Origin of the sequence: Nocardia sp. NPDC059240 (assembly GCF_042753865.1) — a bacterium.
Taxonomy (GTDB): Bacteria; Actinomycetota; Actinomycetes; order Mycobacteriales; family Mycobacteriaceae; genus Nocardia.
In genome coordinates, this window is sequence record NZ_JBHZAC010000015.1 from 115,779 (window position 1) to 140,158 (window position 24,380).

The following is a 24,380-nucleotide window of genomic DNA, read 5'->3' on the forward strand; positions in this document are numbered from 1 at the left end:
CACGTTTGCTGCGTGAGCGTAGCAACATTCTACCCATGCGTGAAACCAGGAGTTACACATATATTCGATGTCGATAACGCGAACCCCCCGCCACCCCGGATGCACCCGGGACGACGAGGGGTTTACGGCGTGTCGCTACTACTAGCTGTCGACGTGGACGTGCGGGCGCTGCGAACGACGCGGGATGGCGCGACGCAGGATCTCGCGGGTCACCGGGGCCACTTCGCCCTCGCCGAAGAAGAGGAACCGCACCAGATTGGTCAGCGGATTGCCCTCGGTCCATTCGAAGTACACGTGCGGGCACTCACCGGTGCGGTCCCGGATCGCGATGAGAATCGACGCGATGCAGTTGGGCACGGCCGCGGCCTCGACGGTCAGAATGTGGTAGTCGTCCACATCCACCTCGGTGACATTGAGCGAGGTGGAGAACTCCGAGGGGTCCTTCACGATGACCTCGAGGAACAGGATCGGCTCGGACTCGGGAATGTGGCTCTCGCGCCGCTGATCGGCTTCCTTCTCCGCGTACTCCTCGGGCGAGCGGCCGTCGGTGATGTCGTGGGTGACGATGCGGATCTCGCCGCGTTCGGCGAGCTGGTCGATCATCGCGCACGCCTTCTCGTCGAAGATCACCTCGACGGCCCGCAGTTCGAAGGCCCGGCGGATACGGGAGGCCAAGGACACCACGATGATCGCGACCACGAACAAGATGGCCAGATGCAGACCCGCGGGCTTCTCGATGATGTTGTCGATCGTCGTGTAGACGAAGATCACCGACACCACGCCGAAGCCCACCACGCGCGAGTACTGCCGCTTCTTCCAGGCGGAAATGGTCACCGCGACCGCCGCCGAGGTGATGAGCACCAACACACCGGTCGCATAGGCCGCGCCCTGCGCGTCCACGCTCGCATTGAAGTACCAGGTGATGCCGAACGAGATCAGCGCGAAAACCAATGTGAGCGGTCGAATCTGGCGTGCCCACTCCGGAGCCATGCCGAAGCGTGGCAGGTAGCGCGGCACCAGGTTGAGCAGACCGGCCATGGCCGACGCGCCCGCGAACCACAGGATGGCGATGGTGCTGACGTCATAGATCGAGCCGAAGACATTGCCGAGGTACTCGTGCGCCAGATAGGCCAGCGCGCGCCCGTTGGCCTGTCCGCCCTCCTCGAATTCCTTCTCCGGAATCAGGATGGTGGTGATGAAGCTGGTGATGATGAGGAAGGCGCTCATGATGAACGCCGCGGTGGTCAGCAGCTTGCGGGTGCCGACGATCCGGGTGCGCGGGAATTCCTTGGGGTCGGCCGGATTGCCCTTGATCTGCGGCATGACCGCGACACCGGTCTCGAAGCCGGACAGGCCCAGCGCCAGTTTCGGGAAGACCAGCAGCGCCACCCCGATCATGGCGAAGATATTGCCGTGTTTGGCGGTCAGCAGATGCGACCAGTCGGTAATCAGGTGCGGGGCCTGCGCCACCTTCACGATGCCGACCACCGCGACCACCACGTTCAGCGCCAGATACGCGCCGACCAGTCCGACCGCGATGCCGATAGCCTCGCTGAAGCCCTTGAGGAACACCGCCGCCAGCAGTGCCAGCAGGACCAGGGTGATGATCATGTTCTGGTCGTGCAGGAACGACGGCACATTCGGGTTCTCGACGATGTGCGCGGCGCCGTCGGCCGCCGAGAGCGTCATGGTGATGGTGAAGTCGGTGGCCGCGAAGCCCAGCAACACCAGGATGAAGATCTTGCCCCACCAGTTCGGCAGGAACTTGGCGAACATGGCGATCGAGCCGCCGCCGTCGTGGCTCTCCTTGGCGACGCGGCGGTACACCGGCAGCGCGCCCAGCAGGGTCAGCGCCACCAGCACGATCGTCGCCAGCGGCGAGAGCACGCCCGCGGCCAGGGCCGCGATGCCGGGCTGGTAGCCCAGTGTCGAGAAGTAGTCGACACCGGTGAGGCACATGACCTTCCACCAGGAATGCTGATGTTCCTTGGGGGCCTTCTTGGCCATCGGCCCCTGAATCTGCGAGTGGTGTTCACCCGCGTCCTCGAGTAGCCAGTTCGCGAAGCGCGAGCGCGGCCGTACGTCGGTCGTGGTCAAGGAGTCCTCCCCGGAACTCTGCGGTCCGGTTGCTTTCGTGAAGCCCGAAAATATTCCGTCAATGACGTGAAGAATCTACTCACGGCAAACCGGGCGCGGACGCACCCCGCGCCGTGAGTCCTTCAGTCGGATGTGCTAGCCCAGATAGGCGGCGATGGCATTGGCGATGACCTGCGCGAATCGTGCGCGGCCGTCGGGTGATTCGAGGACGGCGATGTCACCGGGATCTCGCATATTTCCGCATTCGATGAGGGCGGTCGGGCGCTCGGAGAAGTTGAGCCCGGCCAGATCCGCGCGCGGGTCGAGGCCGTCGGAACCGACATAGTTGGAGTTCGTGAACCCGGCCCCGACCATGGTGTCGCGCAGCGTGGTGGCCAACGCGACCGACGGCCCGGACTGGGCGTCGTTGAGCGCGGGCGAGGAGTAGGCGACGTGGAAGCCGTGGTCGCCCGCGGGCGCGCCGTCGGCGTGGATGGAGACGACCGCGGCCGCGCCGACGCGATTGCCGAGGGTGCCGCGATCGTTCACGCACGGGCCGACGCCGTCGTCGCTGTCGCGGCTCATCACCACGTGGAAGCCGCGGGCGGTGAGCAGGTCGCGAACCCGCACGCCCACATCCCAATTGAATTCGTGCTCGGTGTAGCCGTCATTGGCGCTGGTGCCGGTGGTGTTGCAGGGCTTCATGCCACCGCGCCCGTCGGGCACCTGGGCATTGATCTCGTCGGCATGGGCGGCGCCGCCGCCGTTGTGGCCGGGATCGATGACCACGGTCTGGCCCGCGATGGGCAGCAGCGGTGAGGTGGGGGCGAGGGTCGAGGCGGGAGCCAGGCTCGGCCGCGGCTCGGACGCCGAAACCGGTGTGGCGGTGAGGCTCTGCCCGCAGCCCGCGATCAGCAGGGCGCCGCAGAGTGCCGCCAGGGAATGCCAGTGTCGGTGTCGCACGGGACAAACGATAACGGTTGAATCACGAAGCCGTAAGTCAGTGTTCGAGTTTGCGCAGGATCTCGTGGAGAGTGCGCAGGTCGGAAGGGGTCAGCGACGCCAGTTCCGCAGGGGCGGGGTCGGGTGTGGCGAGCGCCTCGGCCACCACTTCCTGACCCGCCCGGGTGAGCGAGATGAGCTTGGAACGCCGGTTGGACGGGTCGATCTCGCGAATCACCAGGCCGCGCTCCTCGAGATCGTTGACCACGACGGTGGTAGCAGGGGCGTCCATGGCGGCCGCCTGCGCCAGCTGCTTCGCGGTCAGCGGGCCGACCAGCAAGCGGCGCAGCACGCGAATCCGGCTGAACGGCATGCCGGTTCGCTCCACCACCGCGCGCTTCCAGCCGTCGCGGGTATCCATGACCAGGTGGGTGAGTTGCCGCCAGACCACATCGGTCGTGGGCGTATCAGCCGGCATGAGCGGGGACCTTCTGTTCGAGCAAGGGGGCGACGCGATCTCGCGTACGGTACGCCCAGTCGGTATTGGCGGCGACTCCCAACGCGATGACGGCGGTGGCGAAACCGGCGATGGTCCACCACAATCCCGCGCCGGTGAGCGCACCACACAGTGCCACACCGAGACTCACGCCGACCTGGCGGCTGGTGGAGGCCACCGCAGACGCCGCGCCCGCGCGATCGAGCGGCATGCCGCTGACCGCGGTGGTGGTGATCGGCGCGTTGACCATACCGAAACCGATGCCGAACAGGGTGAAGGTGATGATCAACTGCCAGATCGGGGTGTCCGCGTGCAGCAGGGTCAGGCCGACGGCCGCCGCGGCCATCAAGATGCCGGCGGCCAGCAGCGACGGCCGGGTGCCGTAGCGGCCCACCAGGCGGCCCGACAGCGGCGAGAAGATCAGCATGCCCAGCGCCATCGGCAGGTAGAGCAGGCCGGTGTGCACGGCCGAGAAGTGCCGCGTGCCTTGCAGATACAGCGACATGTCGAACAGGAACGCGCCGAGCGCGGCGAACGAGCAGACCGCGATCACGGTGGCCGAGGAGAACGGGAAGCTGCGGAAGAAACGTAGATCGATGAACGGCGACGGGTGGCGCGACTCGTGCCAGACGAATCCGGCCAGGGCCAGCGCGGAGATCACGAAGATCGCGGGCTTGCCCTCGATCAGGCCGAACACCAGCGTGAACAGCACGGCGATGGCCAGCACCTGACCGATCGGGTCGATGCCGCGCGGGTTGGCCGACTTCGATTCCGGCACATAGACAGTGGTGAGCACCAAGGCGACCGCCACGATCGGCAGGTTGATCCAGAACACCGACTGCCAGCCCAGGCTGTCGATGAGCACGCCGCCGACCAAGGGGCCCATGGCCGTGGAGATCCCGACCACCGCACCCCACACCCCGACCGCGCGAGCCCGCTCCACCCGGCCGGTGAAGGTGGTCGTAATGATCGACATGGCAACGGGATTAAGCATGGAACCGCCGATGGCCTGCAGGAATCGCGCGCCGATGAGAACTTCGATGGTGGGCGCCAGGCTGCACAGCAGCGAGCCGATCGCGAAGGCGAGCAGGCCGATGCGGAAGACCCGCTTACGCCCGAAACGGTCGGCGGCCGCGCCGGAGAGCATGAGCAGGCTGGCCAGGGTGAGCGTGTAGATATCGATGATCCACTGCAGCCGCGACATCGGCGCACCCAGATCGGTGCGGATGGCCGGGATGGCGACATTCACGATGGTCGCGTCCATGGAAGAGATCAGCAGGCTCAGGCAGCAGGTGATGAGAATGATCGTCTTCCGCCGCGCGCTCAGCCCCTCGACAGTTGTAAGCACACAATGATTGTGAGGACACAACTGTTCCGAATGCAAGGGTTCACCCGAGTGGCGCAGGTCACGCCGAGGAAATCGGCGTCAGCGCTTGGGCGGGGTCAGCTTTCCGATCAGGCCCCACAGCACGTTCTGCACATCCTGGGTCTGCTGTTCGGCGGTGCCGTAGGTGTGGGCGGACACCGTGAAGCCCGGACCGAAGGAGGCCGAGGCGACTTCTGGATCGCCGAGGTCCGACCAACCCCATTTGCTGCCGAGGATTTGAGGGAGGCGGGCGGTTCCCCAGTCCTGGCGGGTGCCGTCGGCGGCCTTGTCGGCCGGTTCCTCCATCCAGGCGAGGATGGGGCTGTCGGGTTCGGTGCGGACCTTGGCTGCGAGGAAGTCGGCGACGTCGGCGGTACTGGTGGTGGACAGTTCCCAGTCGCCCGCGCCGTGGGTGGCGGTCAGGCCGTATTCGCGGGCGATGTCGTCGATGGCGGAGGGGTATTTGTGCGAGAGGCGGTCTGCGGCGGCATCGTCGGATTTGCGGATCATGCGCTCGCACAGGTCTCGGTCGGCGGCCGAGCCGTCACCGTGGCGGAGCGCGTAGTCGGCGATGAACAGCTTCGAAATCGAAAGGGCCGCACGCTCTTCGGTCTCGTTCTCGGTGCCCCAGCCCACGCCCGGCACCATCGTGCGCACCGAGATCGACGTACGCTCGGGCACCTGCAGCGGCTCGATATCGGTCGGCACCGGCAGCACATCGCTCGGCGGGGGTTGGGCGGCCCCCGCAGACGCGGCCCAGCCCAGGCACGCCGCGGTGATCAGTGCCCCGACCACTCCGGTCCGTGTACGCATCGCCGCCTCCGTCTGCCCATCGTCAACTCCGCACGCCCGGTGCCATCTCTGCACGCCCGGAGCCAACTCCGCGCGTCGACTGCCAACTCCGTGCGCTTCGTCGACTCTGTGCGTTCATCGTCGACTCCGCGTGGACGTCGCGGGCGGTGGCGCGCCGTCGCCCAGTCCACCTTGCGCTGACGGACTGGGCGGTCGACTACGACACGCCGGTCAGACCGTGAGGATGGTGCGGCCCAGGGCGGTGCGGGAGGCGATGGCGGTGTGGGCGGCGGCGGCCTCTTCGAGGGGGAAGGTCTGGCCGACGACGACTTCGAGGCGACCGGCCGCGGCCTCGGCGTGGGCTCGGTCGTGCAGGCTGAGCCAGTCGGTGTCGGGGGTCGCGATATCGAACAGGGACACCAGCGTGATGCCCTGGGCCGCAGCGGATTCTGTATCCACGGCGGCGAATCCACCTGCCGAATTACCGTAGGCGATGAGCGAGCCGCCCGGGTTGATCGTGGTGAGCGCCGCCCGGCCGATCTCGCCGCCCGCGCCGTCGAAGGCCGTCTGCACGCCGCCGGTGATGGCCCGGACCTGCTCGGCCCAATCCGGTTGCGAGTAGTCGACGACCTCGTGCGCACCGAGTCGTTGCGCCAGCTCGAGTTTCGCCTCACCCCGGGCAACGGCGATGACCCGCTCCCCCGCCGCGCGTGCCAGCTGTATCAGCAGGGTGCCCAGTCCGCCCGCAGCGGCGGTGATCAGGACCCATTGGCCGGGTTGGGTATTCGCGCGGTCGGCGACCGCGAGGGCGGTGCGCCCGTCGTGGGCGAGTGCCGCCGCCTGCACGAAGGTCAGCTCTTCGGGCACGACGGCCAGGGTGGCGGCCTTGGCCAGGGCCAGTTCCGCGTAGCCGCCGATGGGCAGGCCGCCGCCGATGCCGCTGGCGGCGGTCGGGGTGGCGACCCGCCTGCCGATCCAGGCGGTGCTCACACCGGTTCCGACCGACTCTACGGTGCCCGCCACCGCGCCGCCGGGCACGAACGGCGGCACCGCCGGGAAGTAGGCGGCGGCCAGACCGCTGCGCAGTGTGGTGTCGAGGAACATCACATCCGCGGCCGCGACCCGCACCACCGCTTCACCCGGCCCGGCCACGGGATCGGGCACCTCGGTCACCGAGAGCACCTCGGGTCCGCCGAATTCCTTCGCTTGCACCACTCGCATGTCATTGCCTCCCTGTCGATCTCGACCGCTGTCGATGGATCGAGCATCGAACCTCGACCTATGTTCAGGTCAAGCGGACCGGTGGAGATTCCTCCGAGAGCGAACTCGCTATGAGTCATTTTCGAGACAAGCAGCCTTGACTTCGACTCATCACACCGCCTAGTTTGGATGGCGCGGCGAGATCCGCCGCCCACCCCCGGGGACAAGGAAGGTTGCCTCCATGCCCACCCCGCTCCTAGACGACATTCGCCAGGCCACCCGCGCCCGCGAAGCCGCCAAGCAGGCCGCTCAGGCCGCCGACGCCATCTGGCGCGACCGCATCAAGGACGCCACCGCCGCCGGCGAACGCGTCTTCCTGATCGCCAAGGCCGCCGGTGACATCACCACCTCCCGCGTGTACCAGATCCGGGACGGCGTTCGCACCGGAACCCGCTGACCCGCAGCCGTTCCACCGCCCAGCGTTTCAATCTCTGAATCTGTGCGCCGTGCCTCGATCCTGGGGCGGGGCGTGCGAGAATCACGCGGTGCAGGATCAGCTGAAGCAGTGGCTCGAGGAGCTGACGGGTGGGGACAGCACGCGGGCCATGGCGGTGGTGACGGGAATTCCGCAGGCCACGCTGGCGCGGCATCTGGCGATGCCGACCCCGCCGGTCGAGACGCTGATCGAGATCGCCCGCGCCTACAGCGCCAATCCGGTGGAGGTGCAGGTGGTGGCCGGGATCATCACCGAGGCCGAGGCGCAGCGCGCCGGATCCGGCAGTGCTATTCGCCAGGCCACCACGCGGCAGTTGCTCACGGAGTTGTTGCGGCGGGATAAAGAGGCGGAGGAAACGGCGCGGCGCAAACCCTCTCGCGGGGAGGCCGGGGCGAGGCTGTTCCGGTGAACAGTGTCGTGACCGTCCTGGCCGCGGTGTGCGCGCTCGCCGCGGCGGCCGCCCGGTTGCCCCGCTGGCGGGCTTCCGAATCGCGACCCTTCACCATCGGCTTGGCGCTGCTGGCGGTGTGGGCGCTGTTGCGCACCCCGGCGATCAATGACTCGGCCAATGAGATGTCCCTGCCGAGCGGGCATTTCGAGGGCTTTTCCGGACTGATCGCGGATGTGTCGCTGGTCGGCGCGGGCGCCCTGATCGGCGTGACGGTGGCCGACGCGTGGGGCCGGGCGCTATTGCGGCGCGCGTTCTATGTCGGCTTGGTCGCGGTGGAGGCCGGGCTACTGCTCACCTACGACCCATTGCATCCGTCGTATGTGACCATCCAGAGCCATAACTGGATCGTGGCGCTCGCGGGCCTGGCCGTGAACGGCGCGGTGGTCACCGCCTCGGTACTGAGTTATCGCACGGCCCCGGCGCGCTTCCGATTGCCGTTGGCGCTGTTCATGTTCGCGGGCCTGAGCGGTTTCACGCTGGCGGCGATGCGAGTGGTGACCCTGCTGCGCCCGGACGGACCGCAACTGAACGCGTGGTCGCCGGTCGTGTGCATCCCCGTCTTCGGATTCGCCCTGGGCTCGTTGATCGCCAGCGTGCGGATGCGCAATCAGGTGCTGGAGGATATCGACGCCTGAGCGCGCGCCTTCGATAATGCTGGAATGCAACACCCGGATTCTGTGAGCACCACCCCCGCGTCTGCCGCGAGCACCGCCCCCGAACGCGATTCCCGACTGACCGACACCACCCGCGTCGAAGCCTTCAGCGACGGCGTCATGGCCATCGCGATCACGCTGTTGGTCATCGAGATCCGGCTGCCCGAGACCGAGGGCGGCGACCTGTGGCGGCAGTTGACAGGGATGTGGCCGAGCTATCTGGCTTATGCCGGTTCGTTTCTCACCATCGGTGTGGTCTGGCTGTGCCATCACCGTTTCTTCAGCCGCATCCGGCGTGTGGACGGGCTGCTGCACTGCGGCAATCTGCTTCTGCTGCTGGCGGTGGCGTTCCTGCCGTTCCCGACCACGGTGCTGGCCCACCATCTCGAGGACGGCGGCCAGAATGCCAAGGTGGCGACCGCGTTCTATGGTGTGGTGGCATCGTTTCAGGCGGCGGCCTGGCTCGTGATGTGGGCCGCGGTGCGCCGCAATCCGGATCTGTTCGAGCCCGGCTATGACGCCGCGTTCGCACGGCGCGAAAGCCTGCAGGCGATCGTGGGTTTCGTCGCCTTCGACGTGATCGCGGCGATCGGTCTGGTGCTGCCGGCGTTGGCGTTGCTGCTGTATCTGGTGGCGGTGCTGGCCTATGGGATCAGCACGTCCCGCGACCGCGTGCTCAGTCGGTTGTGAGCGTCGTCCCGGACAGCGGGACCCAACTTGCCGGTAGGTTCGCGCTCGGGTAGCGCGAGCCGACCGGTCCGCTTATGCTCGTGCCGCAGATCCGAATCCGCTTGCCGGACCGTGGTTTTTGACCCGGCTCGCCGACGGTGACGGTCGGGGGCACCGGGGCGTTCGCCCTGGTGAAGATCGGTGCGGAAGTGCGGAGCGTGTCGGAATCAGTCAGCCCGGCGAGCGGGGAGAAACAGACCGTTCGGACACAGCGCCCACCCTTTCCGATCGGCGTACTGGCGGGCTCGCTGGCAATCACGGCCGCCGTCGTGGCGGCCGCGGTGTTCTTCGCCCCCAATGATTTCCGGATTCCGCTGGCGGTCGGTGCGGGCGCGGCGGCCTTGCTGCTGAGCGCGGCGATCACCGTGACCGCGCACTATCGGGCCCGGCTCGGCCAGATCCGCCAAGAGGTGCTGGCCCACCGGATGCAGGCCGAGGCCCAGGTGAATACCACGGTCAGCACCGCGCAGGCGCGAATCGCCGAGTCCGAGAACAGGATCGCGGGTCTGCGTGAGCAGATCGCCGAGCAGACGCGCACGACCAAGGAGACCGAGCATCGCCGCGCGGCCGCGCTGGCCGCCTTCGCCGGTGCGGCCGGTCGCATGCAGGCCATGAGCACCAGCATGCTGGCGGAGCTGCGCGAGATGGAACATCGGCACGCCGATCCCAAGGTCCTGGCCGACCTGCTGGAACTCGATCACCGCACCGCGCAGGCCGGTCGCCTGGCCGACAGCATCGCGGTGTTGAGCGGTGCGCGTTCGGGCCGCCGTTGGGCCAAACCCATTGCCATGGAGTCGATCCTGCGCGGGGCGATGGGACGGGTCGCCGGCTATCAGCGGGTCCGGTTACGCGCGGTCACCGAGATCGCGATCGCCGGTCACGCCGCCGAGGGCATCATGCACGCGCTGGCCGAGTTGCTCGACAATGCCTGCAACTTCTCCCCGCCCACCACCGAGGTGCACGTCTACGCCGCGGAAGTGCCCGCCGGCGTGGTGATCACCATCGAGGACAGCGGCCTGGTGATGAGCGAATCCGCGCTGCGCCGAGCCGAATCCGCGGTCTCGCGTCCCCGCGGCGACTCCGACCTCTCCTCCCTCTCCGGCACCCGCCTCGGCCTGGCCGTGGTCGGCCACCTGGCCCGCAAACACGACCTCACCGTCAGCTACCGCCCCTCCGCCATCGGCGGCACCGCGGTCGTGGTGGTGGTCCCCCGCGAACTCATCACCCGCCTGGACCGCCAGTCCGGCACCCTGAGCCGCCTCACCCCGGTGACGACCGGCGAGCATCCCGTCTACACCGCACCGTCGGACTCCGCCCTTCAGCCTGCCGCGCCGAAGACCGGAATCAACCCCGTCCCAGCGAGTTCCGCCCCGGCGCCCGCCGCATCCTCCGACGTCCGCATGACCGAGGTCGCCGCCCTGATGCGCGGAGCCGACGAGGCGCGAGCTGCCACGGCGGAAGCACAGACGAGCGCGGCCGAAGCCGACGATACCCGGGCGAACCGGGCTGACAACGGAATAGCTTGGGCTGGTATCGATTCCGATCGCCATGCCGATTCGACAGCCGGTCCCGAGCATGCGAAGGAGCCGGTGAGCGACCTCGGCTCACAGCCGGTGACTGCCGGCGGTCTGCCCAAGCGCCGTCGCGGCACTACCTTGGCAGCCGTGCACCCGGACGGCCTGGCCGCCCTGCGCCCCAACGCTCCTACGTCGGCGACGCCGCCGCCCGCCCCGCGCCCGCCGTCGGCACCGTCGTCCATGGCCGCCTTCCAGCGCGCCGTCAGCGGTCGCGGCGACGCCCCGGCCGCGCTGACCAATCTCGGTGCTACACCGCACGCGCTGTCGCGCTGGCTGACCGCGCCCGATGAGCAGGACGGCCAGGACGGCCCAGGTCCCGAGCCACTCGGCTCCCCCGTCCTCGACGCGCTCCGCCGCAGCGATCGACGCCGCGACATCCTCAGCGGCACACGCCCTTACGAGCCCGCACCGCAGCCGTCGGCACCAGGCCGAGGATCCGATCGCGAGGCAGCCGACAGGCCCGCCGTAGGGGATGTGATGCCGCGGGTCGATCTGCCGCGCGACGGCACCCTGGCCCCTCCGCCGTTCCCGGTGCGGTCCACGCACGAGGATGTCGACAGCACCGCGACCCTGCTGCCCTCGTCGCTGACGGAACCATTCCGAGGCGAAAGGACCGGTGCCACCGTATCTTCCACCGGTCCCGCTGCCGCAGCGCCGCCCGCGGCAGCGCCCGCCGACGGCGAATCCGGCCGCGAGTACGGCACGGGTTCGTTCCCCGCCCCTCCGACCTCCTGGGAGACCGATCGATGACAGCGTCCGCGACACATCTGGGTTGGCTGCTGGAGCAGCTGCTGGCGCGTACGCCGCGGGCGCGGCATGCGTTGTTGCTGTCGGGGGACGGTTTGAAGATCTGCCATACGCAGGGGCTGGGGATCGATAGTGCCGATCAGTTGGCGGCGATAGCCGCTGGGCTGCAGAGCCTTTCGCATGGGGCGTCGGTGGAGTTCGGGGACGGTCGGGGCGGCGTGCGGCAGTCCATGACCGAGTTCTACGGGGGGATCCTGTTCATCGTCGAGGCGGGGGTGGGCGCTCATATCGCGGTGGTGGCCGCGGAGGACGCCGACGCGGGGTTGGTCGGGCACAATATGCGCGAGCTGGTGGAACAGCTCGGTGAGCATCTTGCCGCCGCCCCGCGGGTCCCGGGAGCGAGCGTGTCGTGACCAGACCGGACGAGGCTCCGGATCGGCTCTACACGCTGACCGGCGGTCGCAGCCAACCGGATTCGGATGCCTTCGATCTGGTGACCCTGGTGGTGAGCGAATCCGCCCCGGTGCGCGGCATGCAGTCCGAGCATGCCGCCATTCTCGACATGTGCCGCGCACCCACCGCGGTGGTGGAGATCGCTGCCGAGCTGCGACTGCCGGTCGGCATCACCACCATTCTGCTGTCGGATCTGCTGCACGCGGGCAAGATCACGGTGCGCCACCCCGATCATGCCGCGCGGCAATGGAATTGGCTGCCCGACACCACCACCCTGGAAAAGGTGCTCGTTGGACTCCGCAAGCTTTGACACTCGCCCGGCGCGCGCCGACGCGCCCCTGCACGCCGATGCCCGTCAGGGCTTGAAGATCGTCATCGTGGGCGGTTTCGGCGTGGGCAAGACCACCATGGTGCGTTCGGTGAGCGAGATCCGTCCGCTGGACACCGAGGCCACCATGACGCAGGTCTCCGTCGGCGTCGACGATCCGGCGGGTGTGCCCGGAAAGTCCACCACCACTGTGGCTTTCGATTTCGGCCGCATCACCATCGACACCGAGCACGTGCTGTACCTGTTCGGCGCGCCGGGTCAGGAGCGGTTCTGGTTCCTGTGGGATCGCCTGTTCACCGGGGCGCTGGGCGCGATCGTGCTGGTGGATCAGCGCCGCATCGCCGACTCCTGGTATGCGATCGACCGGCTCGAGCATCAGCAGACGCCGTTCATCGTGGCGTGCAACAGTTTCGGGCCGGGACCATCCTTGCCGGAGGTACGTGAAGCGCTGGATCTGGACCCGCACATCCCGCTGGTCGAGTGCGACGCGCGCGACCGCGAATCCTGTAAGAACGTCCTGATCAGCCTGGTCGAGTATCTCTACCATCCGGAGCTCGCTCCCGGGAGGAGTCCAGCATGACCTCGACCGCACCGGGCAGTGCCTGCCCCGTACCGCATGCGGCGGTGGCGCTCAGCGGCCCCCGCTTCCACACCGACCCGCAGGCGCTCTATCGCGAAATGCGCAGGGACCAAGGGCCGGTGGCCGCGGTCGAGCTGCCCGGCGGCATTCCGGCCTGGCTGGTGCTGGGTTACCGGGAGATGCATCAGGTCACCAACTCTCCCGAGCTGTTTCCGCGCGATGTGAGTCTGTGGAACCAGTGGCCCAATATTCCGCCGGATTGGCCGCTGCTGCCCATGGTCGGCTCGCCCATGCCGTCGATCTATTTCACCGCGGGTGCGGAGCATCGCCGGCACCTGAGCATGGTGGAGCCCGCGCTGGAATCGGTGGATCCGTTCGAATTGCGCAGGGTCTGTGAGGCTTTGGCGGATCGGCTGATCGACCGCTTCTGTGGCCGTGGCGAGGCCGATCTGGTGGCCGATTTCGCCGAGCCGCTGCCGGTGCTGATTCTGGCGTGGCTGCTGGGGTTTCCGGACGCCGAGGGGCACGGGCTGGCCCGCGCCATGAAGGTGATGGCCGACGGCGGCGCGGACGCCCAGGGTGCGCATCTGCAGTTCATGCAGTACATGCAGCACCTGCTGGCGGTGAAACGTGCTGTGCCGGGCGATGATCTGGTGTCGCGCATGCTGGCGCATCCCGGTCAGTTCACCGACGAGGAGTTCGTCAACGACCTGATGGCCGTGACTGCCGCGGGCCATCTGCCGACCGCCGACTGGCTGGCCAACTCCATGCGTCTGATGCTCACCGACGACCGTTTCGCGGCGGCGTTGGGTGGTGGCCGGCGCAGCGTGGGGCAGGCCATGAACGAGGTGCTGTGGGAGGACTCGCCCACCTCGATCCTGGCCGGGCGCTGGGCGGCCCGTGATACCCGGTTGGCGGACAAGACGATTCGCGCCGGCGACCTGCTCCTGCTCGGGCTGGCGGCGGCCAACACCGATCCGCACGTGCGTCAGCAGGTGGGCAATGCCGCGACCCATACCGGCAACAGCGCCCATTTCGCCTTCAGTCACGGCGAATACCGCTGCCCGTTCCCGGCGCAGCAGATCGCGGAGACCATTGCCCGGACCGGTATCGAGGTGCTGCTGGATCGGCTGCCCGATATCGATCTGGCGGTGCCCGCCCAGAATCTGGTGCGGCGTCCATCGCCGTTCCTGCGTGGAATGACTTCTCTTCCTGTTGTTTTCACACCTGTTCGCGCTCTCGGAGGTTTCCAGTGAGTTCCGCATGTCCGCACGCCATCACTATCGATCCGATGGTGGGTGATCTCGCGGGTGAGACCGCCACCTTGAGCGCCGCCGGGGCGATCACCCGGATCGAGTTGTTGGGCGTCCCCGCCTGGACGATCACCGATCACACCGTCGCACGCCAATTGCTTACCGACACACGGCTTATCAAGGACATCAACGCCTGGAAGCTGTGGACCGACGGCGTGGTGACCCGCCAGTGGCCGCTGATCGGCATGATCGACGCGGGCCGCTCCATGTTCACCGTCGACGGCCCGGAGCACCGCCGGCTGCGCATCAAGACCACTCAGGCGCTGACCCCGCGCCGCCTGGAAGAGTTGCGCCCCAGCATCGAACGGCTCACCAAGGAGCTGCTCGACGATCTGGACGAGGCGGGCAACGACGGTGCGGCCGTCGACCTCAAGCAGGTCTTCGCCTACCCGCTGCCGATGCGGGTGATCTCCGAGCTCATGGGTGTGCCGCGCGCGGATCAGCCGATGCTGCTGGAGTGGTACAAGAAGTTCTTCTCCATGGTGACTCCGCAGGACGAGCGGCTGCAGATCATCGAGGACATGGACGTCTACTTCACCGAGATGGTCCGCCGCAAGACCGCCGAGCCCGGCGATGACCTCACCAGCGCGCTCATCCTGGCCGACGAGGGCGGGGAGCCGCTCACCGAGGAGGAGGTGGTCGGCAACCTCAAGGCCCTGGTGGCCGCCGGTCACGAGACCACGGTCAGCCTGATCCTGAATGCCGTGCGCGCCTTGCTGACCCACCCCGACCAACTGGCCGCGGTGCGCGCCGAAGAGGTCGAGTGGAAGCAGGTCATCGAGGAAACCCTGCGCTACGACGGCCCCGTCACCCATCTCCTCATGCGCTTCGCCACCGAGGACATCACCCTCGGCGACACTGTCATCGCCAAGGGCGACGGCGTAGTCATGTCCTACCGCGCCATCGGCCGCGACACCGCCGTCTTCGGCGACGACGCCAACGATTTCGACATCACCCGCCCCACCGCCTCCCGCAACATCTCCTTCGGCTACGGCCCCCACATCTGCCCCGGCGCAGCCCTGGCCCGCCTCGAAGCCTCCATCGGCCTCCCCGCTCTCTTCGACCGCTTCCCCAACCTCACCCTCGCCACCCCCTCCGACCAGATCCCCAACCTCCCGGTCATGACCCAGAACGACATCGCAGCCCTCCCGATCAACCTGGCCTGACCACAGCCCCGCTAGCTCGGGAACAAGCAGGGCAACCCGAACCGGTTGCCCTGCCATCCAATTGGGCCCGAACCCAGCTCGGGATACTTGGCGTTCAGGCGAACAAGAGAAGCAGGATCGGCGTCAAAGGGACGAGCAGCCCGAGTATCTCCCACCGTCGCAACAACGGCTTCGCCGGAAACGCAGCCAGCGCGGGTGATCCCGGAACAGGTGCCGCAAGCGCACCGATCCGGACGCGATTAACCAGATTCGCCAGAATAGTGACCGGATTGGCGATCAGGAACGAAATCAACCCCCACCAGCCCTGCACCAGCGTCTCGGCAGTCATCTCCCGAAACGCCGCCACCCCACAGTCACGGCAGAAGGGCCCCACCATCTTCCGGTACTGCATCACGATAATCATCCCGCGATGGGCCCGGAAATCCAGATTCGCAGCCGGCACAGACCCGCAGAACTGACAGTAAACGTTGGACAAGGCTGGACTACCCCCCCAGTTGAGCTGTGAACCGCCGTATTCAAACACACCGAGTCCCGATACAGTCCATCACCGGTCGAGACCACCGAATCCCCTGCCGCACCTCACGATTTCGCCAACGATGACGTCACCTGGCTCAAAGTCCGACTTCTGAAGGTCTCGGAAGATGAGCCCGATAGACGTATTTTCAGGAGCTCGTCGCCCGATCGTGCACGGCACATCGACCCACGAGCACGTTCCTGAAGGACCTGGTCGACCGTCCGCACGAATCACACTGAGCCGATCACCCACCCTCACCGTCCCCGACTCGACATGTCCCGCCACCGCAGTCCCCCGGCCAGTCAGTGTGAACACGTCCTCTACCTGGAACCGGAACTGCTCGCCACACGCTGTCTCATCGGCCATGGCACGATCATGAATGGCGTTGGGCCGAGCCGGTTCACGATCCTCCGTAACCCAGCCGAACACCGGAAGTCGCGGCAGACTAGGACGCTCCGGCATCCGGCCGACCCCCACCCCTCCCGCCGACACCAGCATCGTAATCGCCAGCAACGGACGATATTTCGTCGCCGAGTGGCACATCCTGGAGGGGTTTGGCCCGGTTTGTCCTGCTTTTTGTGCCACTCGGTCTTCGGCATGAGCGGACGCGGTTGGGTCCGGTACAGCACTATTCGTCGAAGCGACGGATCTGATCGGAGCGCGCACCGAAGGTCAAGCCGACCGCGCCGGTTTCCTCTTCGTGATAGTAGTCGAGCTCGAACTCGTCGCTGGTGTACAGGTCGACAATGAAGCAGATTGCGCCGCGCGGCACGCCGAGACCCTCGAAGTCGTCGGTGGTGACCACAACGCGGTCGAATTGGTTGAACACGATGCCTCCCCACGTAGTTGGGATCCGATCGACGCGGAGTCTATTAACGGCGTACTGCCGCAGGCGCGGTGACACGCACATCGGCAATTCAGTGCGTTAGCCCAGCCCCCTGCATAGCCACGGCCGACTGATCCGGCGTCCCCGCGCATGCGCATGAAGATCAGGGAGCACTCACCGCGGAATTTTGCCCACTTTCCCTCGCTGACAGCTCCCTGATCTTGTCGCTCCGGTCGGACGAGGTTCACGCCGCCTGCGGGTCGCGGAGCACGTGCTCCCAGTGCTGGGTGTTGGCGTATTCGCGGGCCCTCGTGATCAGGCCGTCCTGCACGTGGAAGATCGCGATGTTCTGATTGTGGTAGGCGTTTCCGTTGCGGACCGTGGCCATCGAATCCCATTCCACCGTGACATAGGGCTCGGCGGCGATGATATTGGTGACCTCGATCGTGGTCTCCTTTTCTGAATCCAGCAGGCCGAAGGCGGCGCCGAGGAAGCCGTCGACGATCGCCTCGCGGCCGCGCCAGGTGCCCGACATCGGAAGGTCGCCGGGGTACCAGAACGTCGCGTCCTCGGCGTAGTAGTCGGCGACGTCGCCGCCGGTGGCCAGGGCGTGGAAGTATTCGCGAACGGTCTGCTCGGCGTTGCGGTTCATGACGTGCCTCCTGGTCGGGAGCCGTTGTGGGCCCGGATGGTTCGTCGAGACCAGTTCACCGTCGATCGCGGCCGTGACCAAGAGGCATTCCGAAAATGAAGCGATAAGCAATCGCTATTGTCACTGGCTGGGCTCACGACACGAACGATGTAGGTCAATAACGGTCCCGGGTTTCCGGTCCGATACCAAACCGTCCTGCGCCACCCATCACCGCGCGAAACTCGACAATGCAGGACGCCCCTCCGGCCTCAAATCGCCTCGGCCGCTTAATGTTCGCGAGCGTCGCGCTGGCCGCCTGAGTCAGCGCGACATGCGGCAGTACAGGACGTTGGTTCGATGATTCAGGAGCCTTGTGTTTCGCGCCCGCTACCCCTGCGCCGGAATGGCCCCGGCCTCTGGCAGGAGTTGTGCGAGAGCGTCATCGATCGGGAAATCGACAGCCAGCCAAGCGTCGAGGTTGTTCGGATCAGCCGGCACCGATTGCGATCGCCAGGAAATGGCAACGCAGTGTTCGACCACTTCGCCGGGCTCGAGGCCGGGGAGTTGCCAGGTCAGCCGCGCCGGGTAGCTGGTGGCGACAAAGTACGGAGAAGAGTTGTCCGCCCACGACCGCGGCAAGTGCTGTACCCACCGGCGCGGCAAGTGTCGGCCGGTTTCCGCCTGCGCGAAAAGCAGTTCCATGTCCGGTCCGCCCATCGACAGAGTGGTGGTCGCACTGTCGATCGTCATCGCGTCGAGGCGCTCGCCGCAGTCGGGACTGCTCTGGGAGTCGGCGGGCATGTCGGTGAGCTCGGCGAGCAATTCCAGTCCGGGAACCTGAGACCGGGCGCGAATCTGCCATACCGCAGCCCACAATGCAGCGACGGTCAGCGGCCCGCGATTGATGTATCGGCGATTCCGAACCGGGCCGGTCACAAGGTTGATCGTGGCGCTCGGATAGTTCCAGCGATGCGTGATGGCACCAGAAGGCAAAGCCTGCGCCGAAGTCGAACCACCGACCACCTCCTGGCCGAGCCGGGAAGTGAAGACCACCGTTCCGACAGGGGTGACGATATCGGCTGACCGCAATGACAAATCGAACTGTTCGGACACGAAGGCACCTCGCTGTGATGATCAGGCCGGTGTCGGAGTCTACAAATTTGCCGATTGGACAGCTCCTTCGACACGCTCATCGGCATGTCAGTGCGTTCCGCGGGCCGAGATGACCTCGGCCCGTTGATCTTCGGCTGCCTCGCATCCTGGACTTCGGACCGCCCGACACGCGGCAGAATAGTGCGTTTCCCCAGCCGAACTCACCGCGCACGCTGTCAAGGATTCCGATCGCGCGGTGCGCCTCGGGTGCTGATGGCCTTTCCGGATATCAGCGGTGTTGCCGGTCTGGTCAGGAGCAGACCGCGGCCTGTAGGGAATTGGCCAGCGGCAGCAACGGGCTCGACGCGCCGCCGGTGGCCTCGATCAGAAAGACCAGGGGGTAGGAGACGATCGCGCACTGCGGCGAGGGCGGGGGCGGTGTTGCCGCAGCGGTACCGGTACCGGTGATCACCGCTCCGGCGGTTAGAGTTCCGGCGATGGCGGCGGTGGCCAGTAGTGCGCGCATATCGATCCCAGCTTTCCTCGGAGGGGCATCTTCGCTGTCGTAGACAACTCACAGCAACTATCGAATCCACGGGACTCGGTATTTCGTCATAGCGCCCACCGATGACCCATCTCTCTCCGCGAGCCGCGTAGTGATCTCGTTCACAGCAGTCACTGGTGAGGCCGCTGCCGCGGCTGCGCCGGGAGCCAGCACGCAATAGCGGTAGAGGAACCCGGCAGTTGCGGACGTTCCCGGTACGACGAAGGCCCCGAGATGATCTCGGGGCGTTGATCTTCAGCTAGGCCGCCTGGCCAGTTCGAGTCGCGCGGTATGCGGCAGACTAGGACGCTCCGGCATCCGGCCGACCCCCACCCCTCCCGCCGACACCAGCATCGTAATCGCCAGCAACGGACGATATTTCGTCGCTGAGTGGCACATCCTGGAGGGGTTTCGTCTGGTTTGTCCTCCATTTTGTGCCACTCGGCATTTGGCAGGAGAGGAGGTTCTGCACCCTCAGCTCCAAGTCTTCGGCCGCGCCTTGCTTGTCTTGCGAGAGCGGTTGGTCAGCCGTTGCATTCGGTGGCGGCGACGTGGCCTACGTCGTGCATTCCGGCGGCGCTGCCGACCGGGGGGAGGAAAGTGTATTTGTGCAGGGCGTCGAAGGCGTTCTGTTCGGCTTCCTCGCGGGTGGCACCGGTGCCGACGCCCTTGAAGGAGGGGCCGTCGTTGCCGATCACAAGCGAGCCGCAACCGTTGGTCCATTGGAGTTTGGTCGAGCAGTTGCGGGTGCCGCCGCATTCGTTGATGGCGTCGCGGTCGGCGCGGGCTTGGTCGCGGTAGTTGGCGGCGATGCCCCAGCTGCCGTTGTCGGCGTAGGCGATCGAGCCGTAGTAGACGACGCCGGCGTCAGCAGCTGGGGCGGCGAGCACGGTAAGTGTGGCCGCCGCGGCGACGAAGATGGCGGACTTGGCCAGACCAGACATCGAAATTCCCCCTGTAAGAACAGCTTCGGTGGTGAGCAGTCACGATCTTGGTATGAACCGAGGTGTTTGTCCAAACCGATTTCCCGCTGGTACGACCCTCTGCTGCTCGCGCCGCGTTCAGTTCGTGCCGTCACCACGGCCGACGCCGTCTCCTCGGCATGAGCGGATGCTGTCTGCTGCAACAAGTGTTGCCATGTCAGGATCGCAAGATGCCTGAGCCTTCGTAGTCGGCGGCATCCAGCAGTGAGATGACGTGTTCGGCCTCTGCAGCCGGGCACCATGCCAGGTAATAGCAATCGCCGACGGTGACAGATATCAGAGCAGCTCCCAGCCGCAGGCCTTGATTGCCCGTCTCCGTCAGAAAATCTCCGGCGATATCGACAGTGTCATCCGGGTATTCCTCTGTCGCCGTGGCAAATTCGGAATACCAGTGCCACGACAGGCCCGCAGGGCAGGAGTCCAGTGAGGCGAGGCATCTCCGAATCGTCTGAACATCGGCGCGCCAGTCGAGGTTGGCTACCAATGACGGCCCGATCTCGAATTCGGTGCCGTCCAGCATCTCCAGCAATCCACTTCGAGCCAGGTCGCCTTCCTCGCTGCAGAGGTAGTCGATATCGGCATATGTACCCACGTAGGTTTCCGGGTCATCGAGAACGAGACTCAACAACGCCGTGATGTCAGTCCGATCGGGAGCAAGAATGGCCGCGAGCTGAGGTAGTGCGACACGTACGGCGTCTGGAGTATGCATGTGCTGATCCATCGACGGGTCCTCCTGTGGGTCTGCGCCGATCGAGCTCAACCATTGCAAGGTCTCTCGGCGTCACTCGACGCGTTCATGATCGCAATGGACTCCGACACGCGAAGCCCAAGCTGCTCGGTCATCGGCATGAACGCGCCTTCGTCTGGGCGGCGTCCGCAGGAACACAGGACCCATCCGGTCCCACCAACGATGCCAGCGGCCAATCCCCCGCCCAGAGGACGCTTCCCGTACACCGGGCAACAGCTCCCATCACGCGCGAGCACCGAAAAGGTCCACCTCAAAATCCGCCAAGTGACGGTTCGAGCCCTTCCGGGGCACCTACAGCATCAGCCTTGGTGAACGGGTCATTGGAGCTGTCGGTGCTGCGTGATTTCATGTGTTCGGCAGCGCGGAGGATGGCTGTGCGGAACGGGATGGGGATTGGTAGCGGTGGATCGGTTGCGGGACACGACGTTCGGGGACGCGTTCGAGGCGATGGGCCAGAGTGTTCGGTTTCGGTGGGCGTGGGGGGAGGATGAGGTTCAGCGGCTTGTTGACGCGGGGTGGGAGCGGGTCAGCGACGCCGAGCTTCGGTACACGTTCGATACTGCCGAGGGGGACGAGCGCGGTGTGGATGTGTTCGCTGCGGCATATGAGAAGTTCGAGTACGACTTCGGGTCGGCGGTGCGTATGGTGCCGGGGCGGCGGCGGTCGGCTACCTGGGTTCAAGTCGATCTTCTGATGGTGCTGACGTCGCGCCAGATCAGGCTCGTGAGGCCGGTGGGTGGACCTCGAGCGGAAGAGATCGACGGAGACGGACGGGACGACGCCGGATCGGGCGAGGTCTGCGACTGCCACTGCCATTGCGAACTCACGGGGCTCGACTACTGCAACGCCCATGCCGACTGCGGTGACTACGACGAAGTCGACTGCGACGCAGACGAAGACGACGAGCACGACTGTGACGAGGAAGACTGCGGGTACAAGAAGTGCGGCGAATGCCACTGCTGTATCTGCTGGAAGAACTGCGGCTGTGATTACTACACCACTGAGGATTGCGGTTGCGGCTGCTACGAGTGCGCCTGCGCTTGCTACAGCAGCATCATCGACGTGGATGATCGGTCCGGCGACGACGAACCGGTGACCGTGATGAACGAGTGGCCCGCCTTCGTCGCCGGATTGGCTCAGGTGCTGCCCCGGCTGGGTAAGGGCGAGCGGGTCGGCTTGACTGCCCACGGACACCGTTTCGCGAGCTTCCAGGTTCGGGACAGCCACCTCGATTGTGCGATCGCCGGAAACCAAAGCGTGCCACCGGAATACCACCTGAGTTTCGAGCAAAGCACATGGCTGATTCAGCGTGGTTGGTATCAGTATCGGGAATGCGATCGGACCTATAGTGTCCCGTTCGCCGCCGGCAACGACCAGTACGTCGATACGGTCGAGTCCGTCGTCACTGTTCTGCGTGACTTCCTCGGCATCGCCCGACCAGGTGACCTCGACATCGAGACCACCGGCGCGCCCGACGGACAGCCACGATGCCGCCTGCTGATCGCGCGCTGACCGGTTTCCCACCGGCCCCGTCGATCGAGTCGAGCCGCACCCAGAGCGGCTAGAACAGCCTGACCATGTGTCGCACGTATTCGGCATTCGGTATGAGCGCGCCCTCACAGCGCACGTCGTGGACCGGTCGGTCTGGCCAATCATGCGAGAGCGGAGTTCAAAAATGGTCGGCCCGTTGATCTTCGGGGCCGACTGCCTGGCCGGTACAAGCCACGTGGCATGCGCGGACGATTGACGCCTGCGCGTGTCTGACGCGGTCGTGAGATGGCTTGTGGCAGTTGCTATTTCTTGCCTTTCTCGTTGCCATCCACCGATGGACGTGTCACTCTACTATGGTCAGTAGTAGATGTTAGGGGATGGGGAGTGACGATTAACAGCTACCGAAGTCTTCGACAGCGAGTGCAGCCGCTGGTCCGGGTTACCGCGTGGTCGCACGCGGCTACGCGAACCGCAATCGGAATCGGAGCCCTCGCCAGTCCCGCCGTCGCGGACACTTGGGTAGGCCCGACCGGGACCGGTTCCGCGACAGTGCTACGCCCCGCATTTGCGGTCCGCGATGCCGTTCTTGGCATCGGTACGCTCTGGGCCCTGTCCAGCGGCAAGCCAATTCGCCACTGGTTTGTGATCGGCACCGCGATAGAAGCCGTAGAGCTCGCCGCAATCACGCGCAATCGCACCGAATTGCCGCCGACGCTGACCAACAAAGCCTGGACGATAGCAACTGCGGCAGGGCTTCTCGGCGGCGCTCTCGTCGCTGCGCTGCTCGACGAGCACATCTGAACGAGGAGGTGGGTAACGGCCGGTCGGTGTTGAGAGCTGATGGACCGAAATTCTCGATCGAACTCGGGTGTCCATACATAGGCGTCAGGAGTACTGCGGGCACAGGTCTTGCGTCGCGATGGCTATCCACATTGCGGCGTCGTCGCGCGAATTGTCCTCCAGTAGTGGTTTCATGACCTGCGCGTCGTTCAAGCCTTTGTCGTAGGCGTGACAGATGGCCCAGCCGAGGTTGATTCCGGCCTGTTGGACGTCCTGCGAGGCGACGCTGTCCATCAGGCCCATGCGGATCAGGTCTTTTACGAAGCTCGTCTCGTCGGCGTGGGCCGCACCCGGCGAGGCGCAGACCATGACGGTTCCGATTGCGGTGAGTGCGCACACTTCAATGGCGCGGCGGGCAAGGTTCTTCACAAGTTCTTCCAGCTCGGGCAGGCAATGACCCGGCATAGGTTAGACGTCAAAGATGGTGCGGAACAACAGTATTGGAGAACTGACAGCCTCGGATCGAGGGCTCGCGCCGCGACCGATCCGGCGACCGATTCAAATAGCAGCGAGCCGCTCATACGATCGGTCGCCAACTCCTGGCAAACTCGCGCGCGTGATGACCAAGGGAGTGTTCGTGTGGGCGACCGCGGGTGCCGCGCTGCTGCTCGCCGGGTGCGGCGGAAGCGACCAATCAACCAGGTCGGATGGTCCGCCGACTACCGTGCAGGATCAACTGGTGCTGAGCGGATCCGAATTTCCCTCGGGCACCACGATGAGGAATGTGACGTCGGAGAGCGTGCGGGCCAATCTCACCGCCGTTGGCGACACCATGACGAATTCCACCGTGACCCCGGCCGAATGCAAGGGCCCGCAACTGGATTTGAGTGCTGCCGCGAAGGATGTTCTCGGCGAGTCCGCATTCGCCGTCGCGTCCTCGAACGACATGCGGGTCATGTACATCGATTACGTGTCCAGCCAGGTCATGGACCTGAAGCAGTTGGTCGAGAACTACGCGAAATGCCCCGAGGTACAGGTTTCCGCCACCGTCGGGAACATGCAGAACGACAGCACAACCAAGCTGGTAAAGCTGACGGTGCCCGCCGACCTGTCCGGCACCGACGCCGTTGCCTACAGCTCTACCAGCACCACGGGCGGCGGTTCTCCGATCCCGCGCACCACCTATGAGGGGTTTGCGACGCTGCGCGGGCTCACCGTCGGCGTCCGGATCACCGGCCTGGCAGCCGGCTCCGCACCCGATCCGGCAACCTTCGACACGTTCTTCACGGCCGCCGTCCGGAAGGTCCAGGACGCCAAGTAATTCCGCGTACGCCGCACCCCTCGCGACCGGCGCCTGAACCGAAAATGATACGTTTGAATTCGACAATGGTTCGGGCAGCGAGGGA

27 protein-coding genes are annotated in these 24,380 nt (G+C 66.0%); 13 read left to right on the plus strand and 14 right to left on the minus strand.

The genetic code is table 11. From position 1 onward, the window contains the following. Window positions 1–141 precede the first annotated feature (141 nt). The 6 genes from ACFXHA_RS39430 to ACFXHA_RS39455 all read right to left on the minus strand — a co-directional run bounded on the left by ACFXHA_RS39430 (window position 142) and on the right by ACFXHA_RS39455 (window position 6,893). A complete protein-coding gene (locus ACFXHA_RS39430; protein ID WP_379365496.1) occupies window positions 142–2,097 on the minus strand; it encodes an amino acid transporter in 1,956 nt (651 codons plus the stop codon). Between the two features lie 135 nt (window positions 2,098–2,232). Next, window positions 2,233–3,039: an N-acetylmuramoyl-L-alanine amidase gene (locus ACFXHA_RS39435; RefSeq protein WP_379365498.1), complete on the minus strand. Its 807-nt coding sequence runs from the start codon at window positions 3,037–3,039 to the stop codon at window positions 2,233–2,235. A 37-nt stretch (window positions 3,040–3,076) separates the two neighbouring features. Beyond that, window positions 3,077–3,496, minus strand: a complete 420-nt coding sequence (locus tag ACFXHA_RS39440) for a MarR family winged helix-turn-helix transcriptional regulator (RefSeq protein ID WP_379365500.1) — start codon at window positions 3,494–3,496, stop codon at window positions 3,077–3,079. Then, window positions 3,486–4,862 carry an MFS transporter gene (locus tag ACFXHA_RS39445; RefSeq protein WP_379365502.1) on the minus strand — a complete coding sequence of 459 codons (1,377 nt, stop codon included), beginning with the start codon at window positions 4,860–4,862 and terminating at the stop codon, window positions 3,486–3,488. Before ACFXHA_RS39445 ends, ACFXHA_RS39440 begins: the two co-directional genes overlap by 11 nt. A gap of 78 nt (window positions 4,863–4,940) precedes the next feature. Then, entirely contained in the window at window positions 4,941–5,693 is a 753-nt protein-coding gene (locus ACFXHA_RS39450) for a hypothetical protein (RefSeq protein ID WP_379365504.1), read from the minus strand. A gap of 210 nt (window positions 5,694–5,903) precedes the next feature. Next, window positions 5,904–6,893: a zinc-binding dehydrogenase gene (locus ACFXHA_RS39455; protein ID WP_379365506.1), complete on the minus strand. Its 990-nt coding sequence runs from the start codon at window positions 6,891–6,893 to the stop codon at window positions 5,904–5,906. A gap of 220 nt (window positions 6,894–7,113) precedes the next feature. Here ACFXHA_RS39455 and ACFXHA_RS39460 point away from each other — a divergent pair, with 220 nt between their 5' ends. The 10 genes from ACFXHA_RS39460 to ACFXHA_RS39505 all read left to right on the plus strand — a co-directional run bounded on the left by ACFXHA_RS39460 (window position 7,114) and on the right by ACFXHA_RS39505 (window position 15,365). Continuing rightward, a complete protein-coding gene (locus ACFXHA_RS39460) occupies window positions 7,114–7,329 on the plus strand; it encodes a hypothetical protein (RefSeq protein ID WP_379365508.1) in 216 nt (71 codons plus the stop codon). 88 nt (window positions 7,330–7,417) lie between these two features. Further along, window positions 7,418–7,777 (plus strand): hypothetical protein, encoded by a 360-nt coding sequence (locus tag ACFXHA_RS39465; RefSeq protein WP_379365510.1) that lies wholly within the window; start codon window positions 7,418–7,420, stop codon window positions 7,775–7,777. Beyond that, entirely contained in the window at window positions 7,774–8,454 is a 681-nt protein-coding gene (locus ACFXHA_RS39470) for a hypothetical protein (protein WP_379365512.1), read from the plus strand. The genes ACFXHA_RS39465 and ACFXHA_RS39470 overlap by 4 nt, the downstream gene beginning before the upstream one ends. Window positions 8,455–8,496: 42 nt before the next feature. Beyond that, entirely contained in the window at window positions 8,497–9,162 is a 666-nt protein-coding gene (locus tag ACFXHA_RS39475; protein ID WP_379365514.1) for a TMEM175 family protein, read from the plus strand. 197 nt (window positions 9,163–9,359) lie between these two features. After that, window positions 9,360–11,528 (plus strand): sensor histidine kinase, encoded by a 2,169-nt coding sequence (locus tag ACFXHA_RS39480; protein ID WP_379365516.1) that lies wholly within the window; start codon window positions 9,360–9,362, stop codon window positions 11,526–11,528. Beyond that, the gene (locus ACFXHA_RS39485; RefSeq protein WP_379365518.1) at window positions 11,525–11,938 is read left to right on the plus strand and encodes a roadblock/LC7 domain-containing protein; all 414 of its coding nucleotides are present in this window, start codon (window positions 11,525–11,527) and stop codon (window positions 11,936–11,938) included. Before ACFXHA_RS39480 ends, ACFXHA_RS39485 begins: the two co-directional genes overlap by 4 nt. Beyond that, on the plus strand, window positions 11,935–12,288 hold the full coding sequence (locus ACFXHA_RS39490) for a DUF742 domain-containing protein (RefSeq protein ID WP_379365520.1): 354 nt from the start codon (window positions 11,935–11,937) through the stop codon (window positions 12,286–12,288). Before ACFXHA_RS39485 ends, ACFXHA_RS39490 begins: the two co-directional genes overlap by 4 nt. Next, window positions 12,269–12,886: an ATP/GTP-binding protein gene (locus tag ACFXHA_RS39495; protein ID WP_379365521.1), complete on the plus strand. Its 618-nt coding sequence runs from the start codon at window positions 12,269–12,271 to the stop codon at window positions 12,884–12,886. The genes ACFXHA_RS39490 and ACFXHA_RS39495 overlap by 20 nt, the downstream gene beginning before the upstream one ends. Next, window positions 12,883–14,142, plus strand: a complete 1,260-nt coding sequence (locus ACFXHA_RS39500) for a cytochrome P450 (RefSeq protein WP_379365522.1) — start codon at window positions 12,883–12,885, stop codon at window positions 14,140–14,142. The genes ACFXHA_RS39495 and ACFXHA_RS39500 overlap by 4 nt, the downstream gene beginning before the upstream one ends. Window positions 14,143–14,177: 35 nt before the next feature. Further along, complete coding sequence (locus tag ACFXHA_RS39505) at window positions 14,178–15,365, plus strand: cytochrome P450 (protein WP_379365524.1); 1,188 nt, start codon at window positions 14,178–14,180, stop codon at window positions 15,363–15,365. A 94-nt stretch (window positions 15,366–15,459) separates the two neighbouring features. Here the strand turns inward: ACFXHA_RS39505 and ACFXHA_RS39510 are convergent, their stop codons facing one another. From ACFXHA_RS39510 to ACFXHA_RS39540, 7 genes are all read right to left on the minus strand, one after another. After that, window positions 15,460–15,756, minus strand: a complete 297-nt coding sequence (locus tag ACFXHA_RS39510; protein WP_379365526.1) for a hypothetical protein — start codon at window positions 15,754–15,756, stop codon at window positions 15,460–15,462. A gap of 751 nt (window positions 15,757–16,507) precedes the next feature. Next, the gene (locus ACFXHA_RS39515) at window positions 16,508–16,708 is read right to left on the minus strand and encodes a hypothetical protein (protein WP_379365528.1); all 201 of its coding nucleotides are present in this window, start codon (window positions 16,706–16,708) and stop codon (window positions 16,508–16,510) included. A 241-nt stretch (window positions 16,709–16,949) separates the two neighbouring features. Beyond that, window positions 16,950–17,357 carry a nuclear transport factor 2 family protein gene (locus tag ACFXHA_RS39520; protein WP_379365530.1) on the minus strand — a complete coding sequence of 136 codons (408 nt, stop codon included), beginning with the start codon at window positions 17,355–17,357 and terminating at the stop codon, window positions 16,950–16,952. Window positions 17,358–17,723: 366 nt separating this feature from the next. After that, complete coding sequence (locus tag ACFXHA_RS39525; RefSeq protein WP_379365531.1) at window positions 17,724–18,449, minus strand: hypothetical protein; 726 nt, start codon at window positions 18,447–18,449, stop codon at window positions 17,724–17,726. Between the two features lie 289 nt (window positions 18,450–18,738). Next, window positions 18,739–18,954 (minus strand): hypothetical protein, encoded by a 216-nt coding sequence (locus tag ACFXHA_RS39530; protein ID WP_157386494.1) that lies wholly within the window; start codon window positions 18,952–18,954, stop codon window positions 18,739–18,741. A gap of 542 nt (window positions 18,955–19,496) precedes the next feature. After that, window positions 19,497–19,916, minus strand: a complete 420-nt coding sequence (locus ACFXHA_RS39535; RefSeq protein ID WP_379365533.1) for a DUF4189 domain-containing protein — start codon at window positions 19,914–19,916, stop codon at window positions 19,497–19,499. Between the two features lie 196 nt (window positions 19,917–20,112). Continuing rightward, window positions 20,113–20,676 carry a hypothetical protein gene (locus ACFXHA_RS39540; RefSeq protein WP_379365535.1) on the minus strand — a complete coding sequence of 188 codons (564 nt, stop codon included), beginning with the start codon at window positions 20,674–20,676 and terminating at the stop codon, window positions 20,113–20,115. Between the two features lie 429 nt (window positions 20,677–21,105). On the opposite strand from ACFXHA_RS39540, the gene ACFXHA_RS39545 reads away from it, so the two are divergent. Both ACFXHA_RS39545 and ACFXHA_RS39550 read left to right on the plus strand, forming a co-directional pair. Further along, a complete protein-coding gene (locus tag ACFXHA_RS39545; protein WP_379365537.1) occupies window positions 21,106–22,215 on the plus strand; it encodes a hypothetical protein in 1,110 nt (369 codons plus the stop codon). A gap of 528 nt (window positions 22,216–22,743) precedes the next feature. Then, window positions 22,744–22,995, plus strand: coding sequence for a hypothetical protein (locus ACFXHA_RS39550; RefSeq protein ID WP_379365538.1), 252 nt, complete (start codon window positions 22,744–22,746; stop codon window positions 22,993–22,995). 84 nt (window positions 22,996–23,079) lie between these two features. On the opposite strand, the gene ACFXHA_RS39555 is transcribed toward ACFXHA_RS39550, so the two are convergent. After that, complete coding sequence (locus ACFXHA_RS39555; protein ID WP_379365540.1) at window positions 23,080–23,403, minus strand: DUF732 domain-containing protein; 324 nt, start codon at window positions 23,401–23,403, stop codon at window positions 23,080–23,082. A gap of 187 nt (window positions 23,404–23,590) precedes the next feature. On the opposite strand from ACFXHA_RS39555, the gene ACFXHA_RS39560 reads away from it, so the two are divergent. Next, window positions 23,591–24,295, plus strand: coding sequence for a hypothetical protein (locus tag ACFXHA_RS39560; protein ID WP_379365542.1), 705 nt, complete (start codon window positions 23,591–23,593; stop codon window positions 24,293–24,295). Window positions 24,296–24,380: the final 85 nt, after the last annotated feature.

Excerpts from the sequence above, each read along its gene's own strand:
- ACFXHA_RS39440 (WP_379365500.1), bottom strand. The coding sequence starts at position 3,496 with ATGCCGGCTGATACGCCCACGACCGATGTGGTCTGGCGGCAACTCACC.
- ACFXHA_RS39450 (WP_379365504.1), bottom strand. The coding sequence starts at position 5,693 with ATGCGTACACGGACCGGAGTGGTCGGGGCACTGATCACCGCGGCGTGC.
- ACFXHA_RS39455 (WP_379365506.1), bottom strand. The coding sequence starts at position 6,893 with ATGCGAGTGGTGCAAGCGAAGGAATTCGGCGGACCCGAGGTGCTCTCG.
- ACFXHA_RS39460 (WP_379365508.1), top strand. The coding sequence starts at position 7,114 with ATGCCCACCCCGCTCCTAGACGACATTCGCCAGGCCACCCGCGCCCGC.
- ACFXHA_RS39485 (WP_379365518.1), top strand. The coding sequence starts at position 11,525 with ATGACAGCGTCCGCGACACATCTGGGTTGGCTGCTGGAGCAGCTGCTG.
- ACFXHA_RS39500 (WP_379365522.1), top strand. The coding sequence starts at position 12,883 with ATGACCTCGACCGCACCGGGCAGTGCCTGCCCCGTACCGCATGCGGCG.
- ACFXHA_RS39505 (WP_379365524.1), top strand. The coding sequence starts at position 14,178 with ATGGTGGGTGATCTCGCGGGTGAGACCGCCACCTTGAGCGCCGCCGGG.
- ACFXHA_RS39510 (WP_379365526.1), bottom strand. The coding sequence starts at position 15,756 with ATGCAGTACCGGAAGATGGTGGGGCCCTTCTGCCGTGACTGTGGGGTG.
- ACFXHA_RS39520 (WP_379365530.1), bottom strand. The coding sequence starts at position 17,357 with ATGAACCGCAACGCCGAGCAGACCGTTCGCGAATACTTCCACGCCCTG.
- ACFXHA_RS39530 (WP_157386494.1), bottom strand. The coding sequence starts at position 18,954 with ATGCGCGCACTACTGGCCACCGCCGCCATCGCCGGAACTCTAACCGCC.
- ACFXHA_RS39535 (WP_379365533.1), bottom strand. The coding sequence starts at position 19,916 with ATGTCTGGTCTGGCCAAGTCCGCCATCTTCGTCGCCGCGGCGGCCACA.
- ACFXHA_RS39540 (WP_379365535.1), bottom strand. The coding sequence starts at position 20,676 with ATGGATCAGCACATGCATACTCCAGACGCCGTACGTGTCGCACTACCT.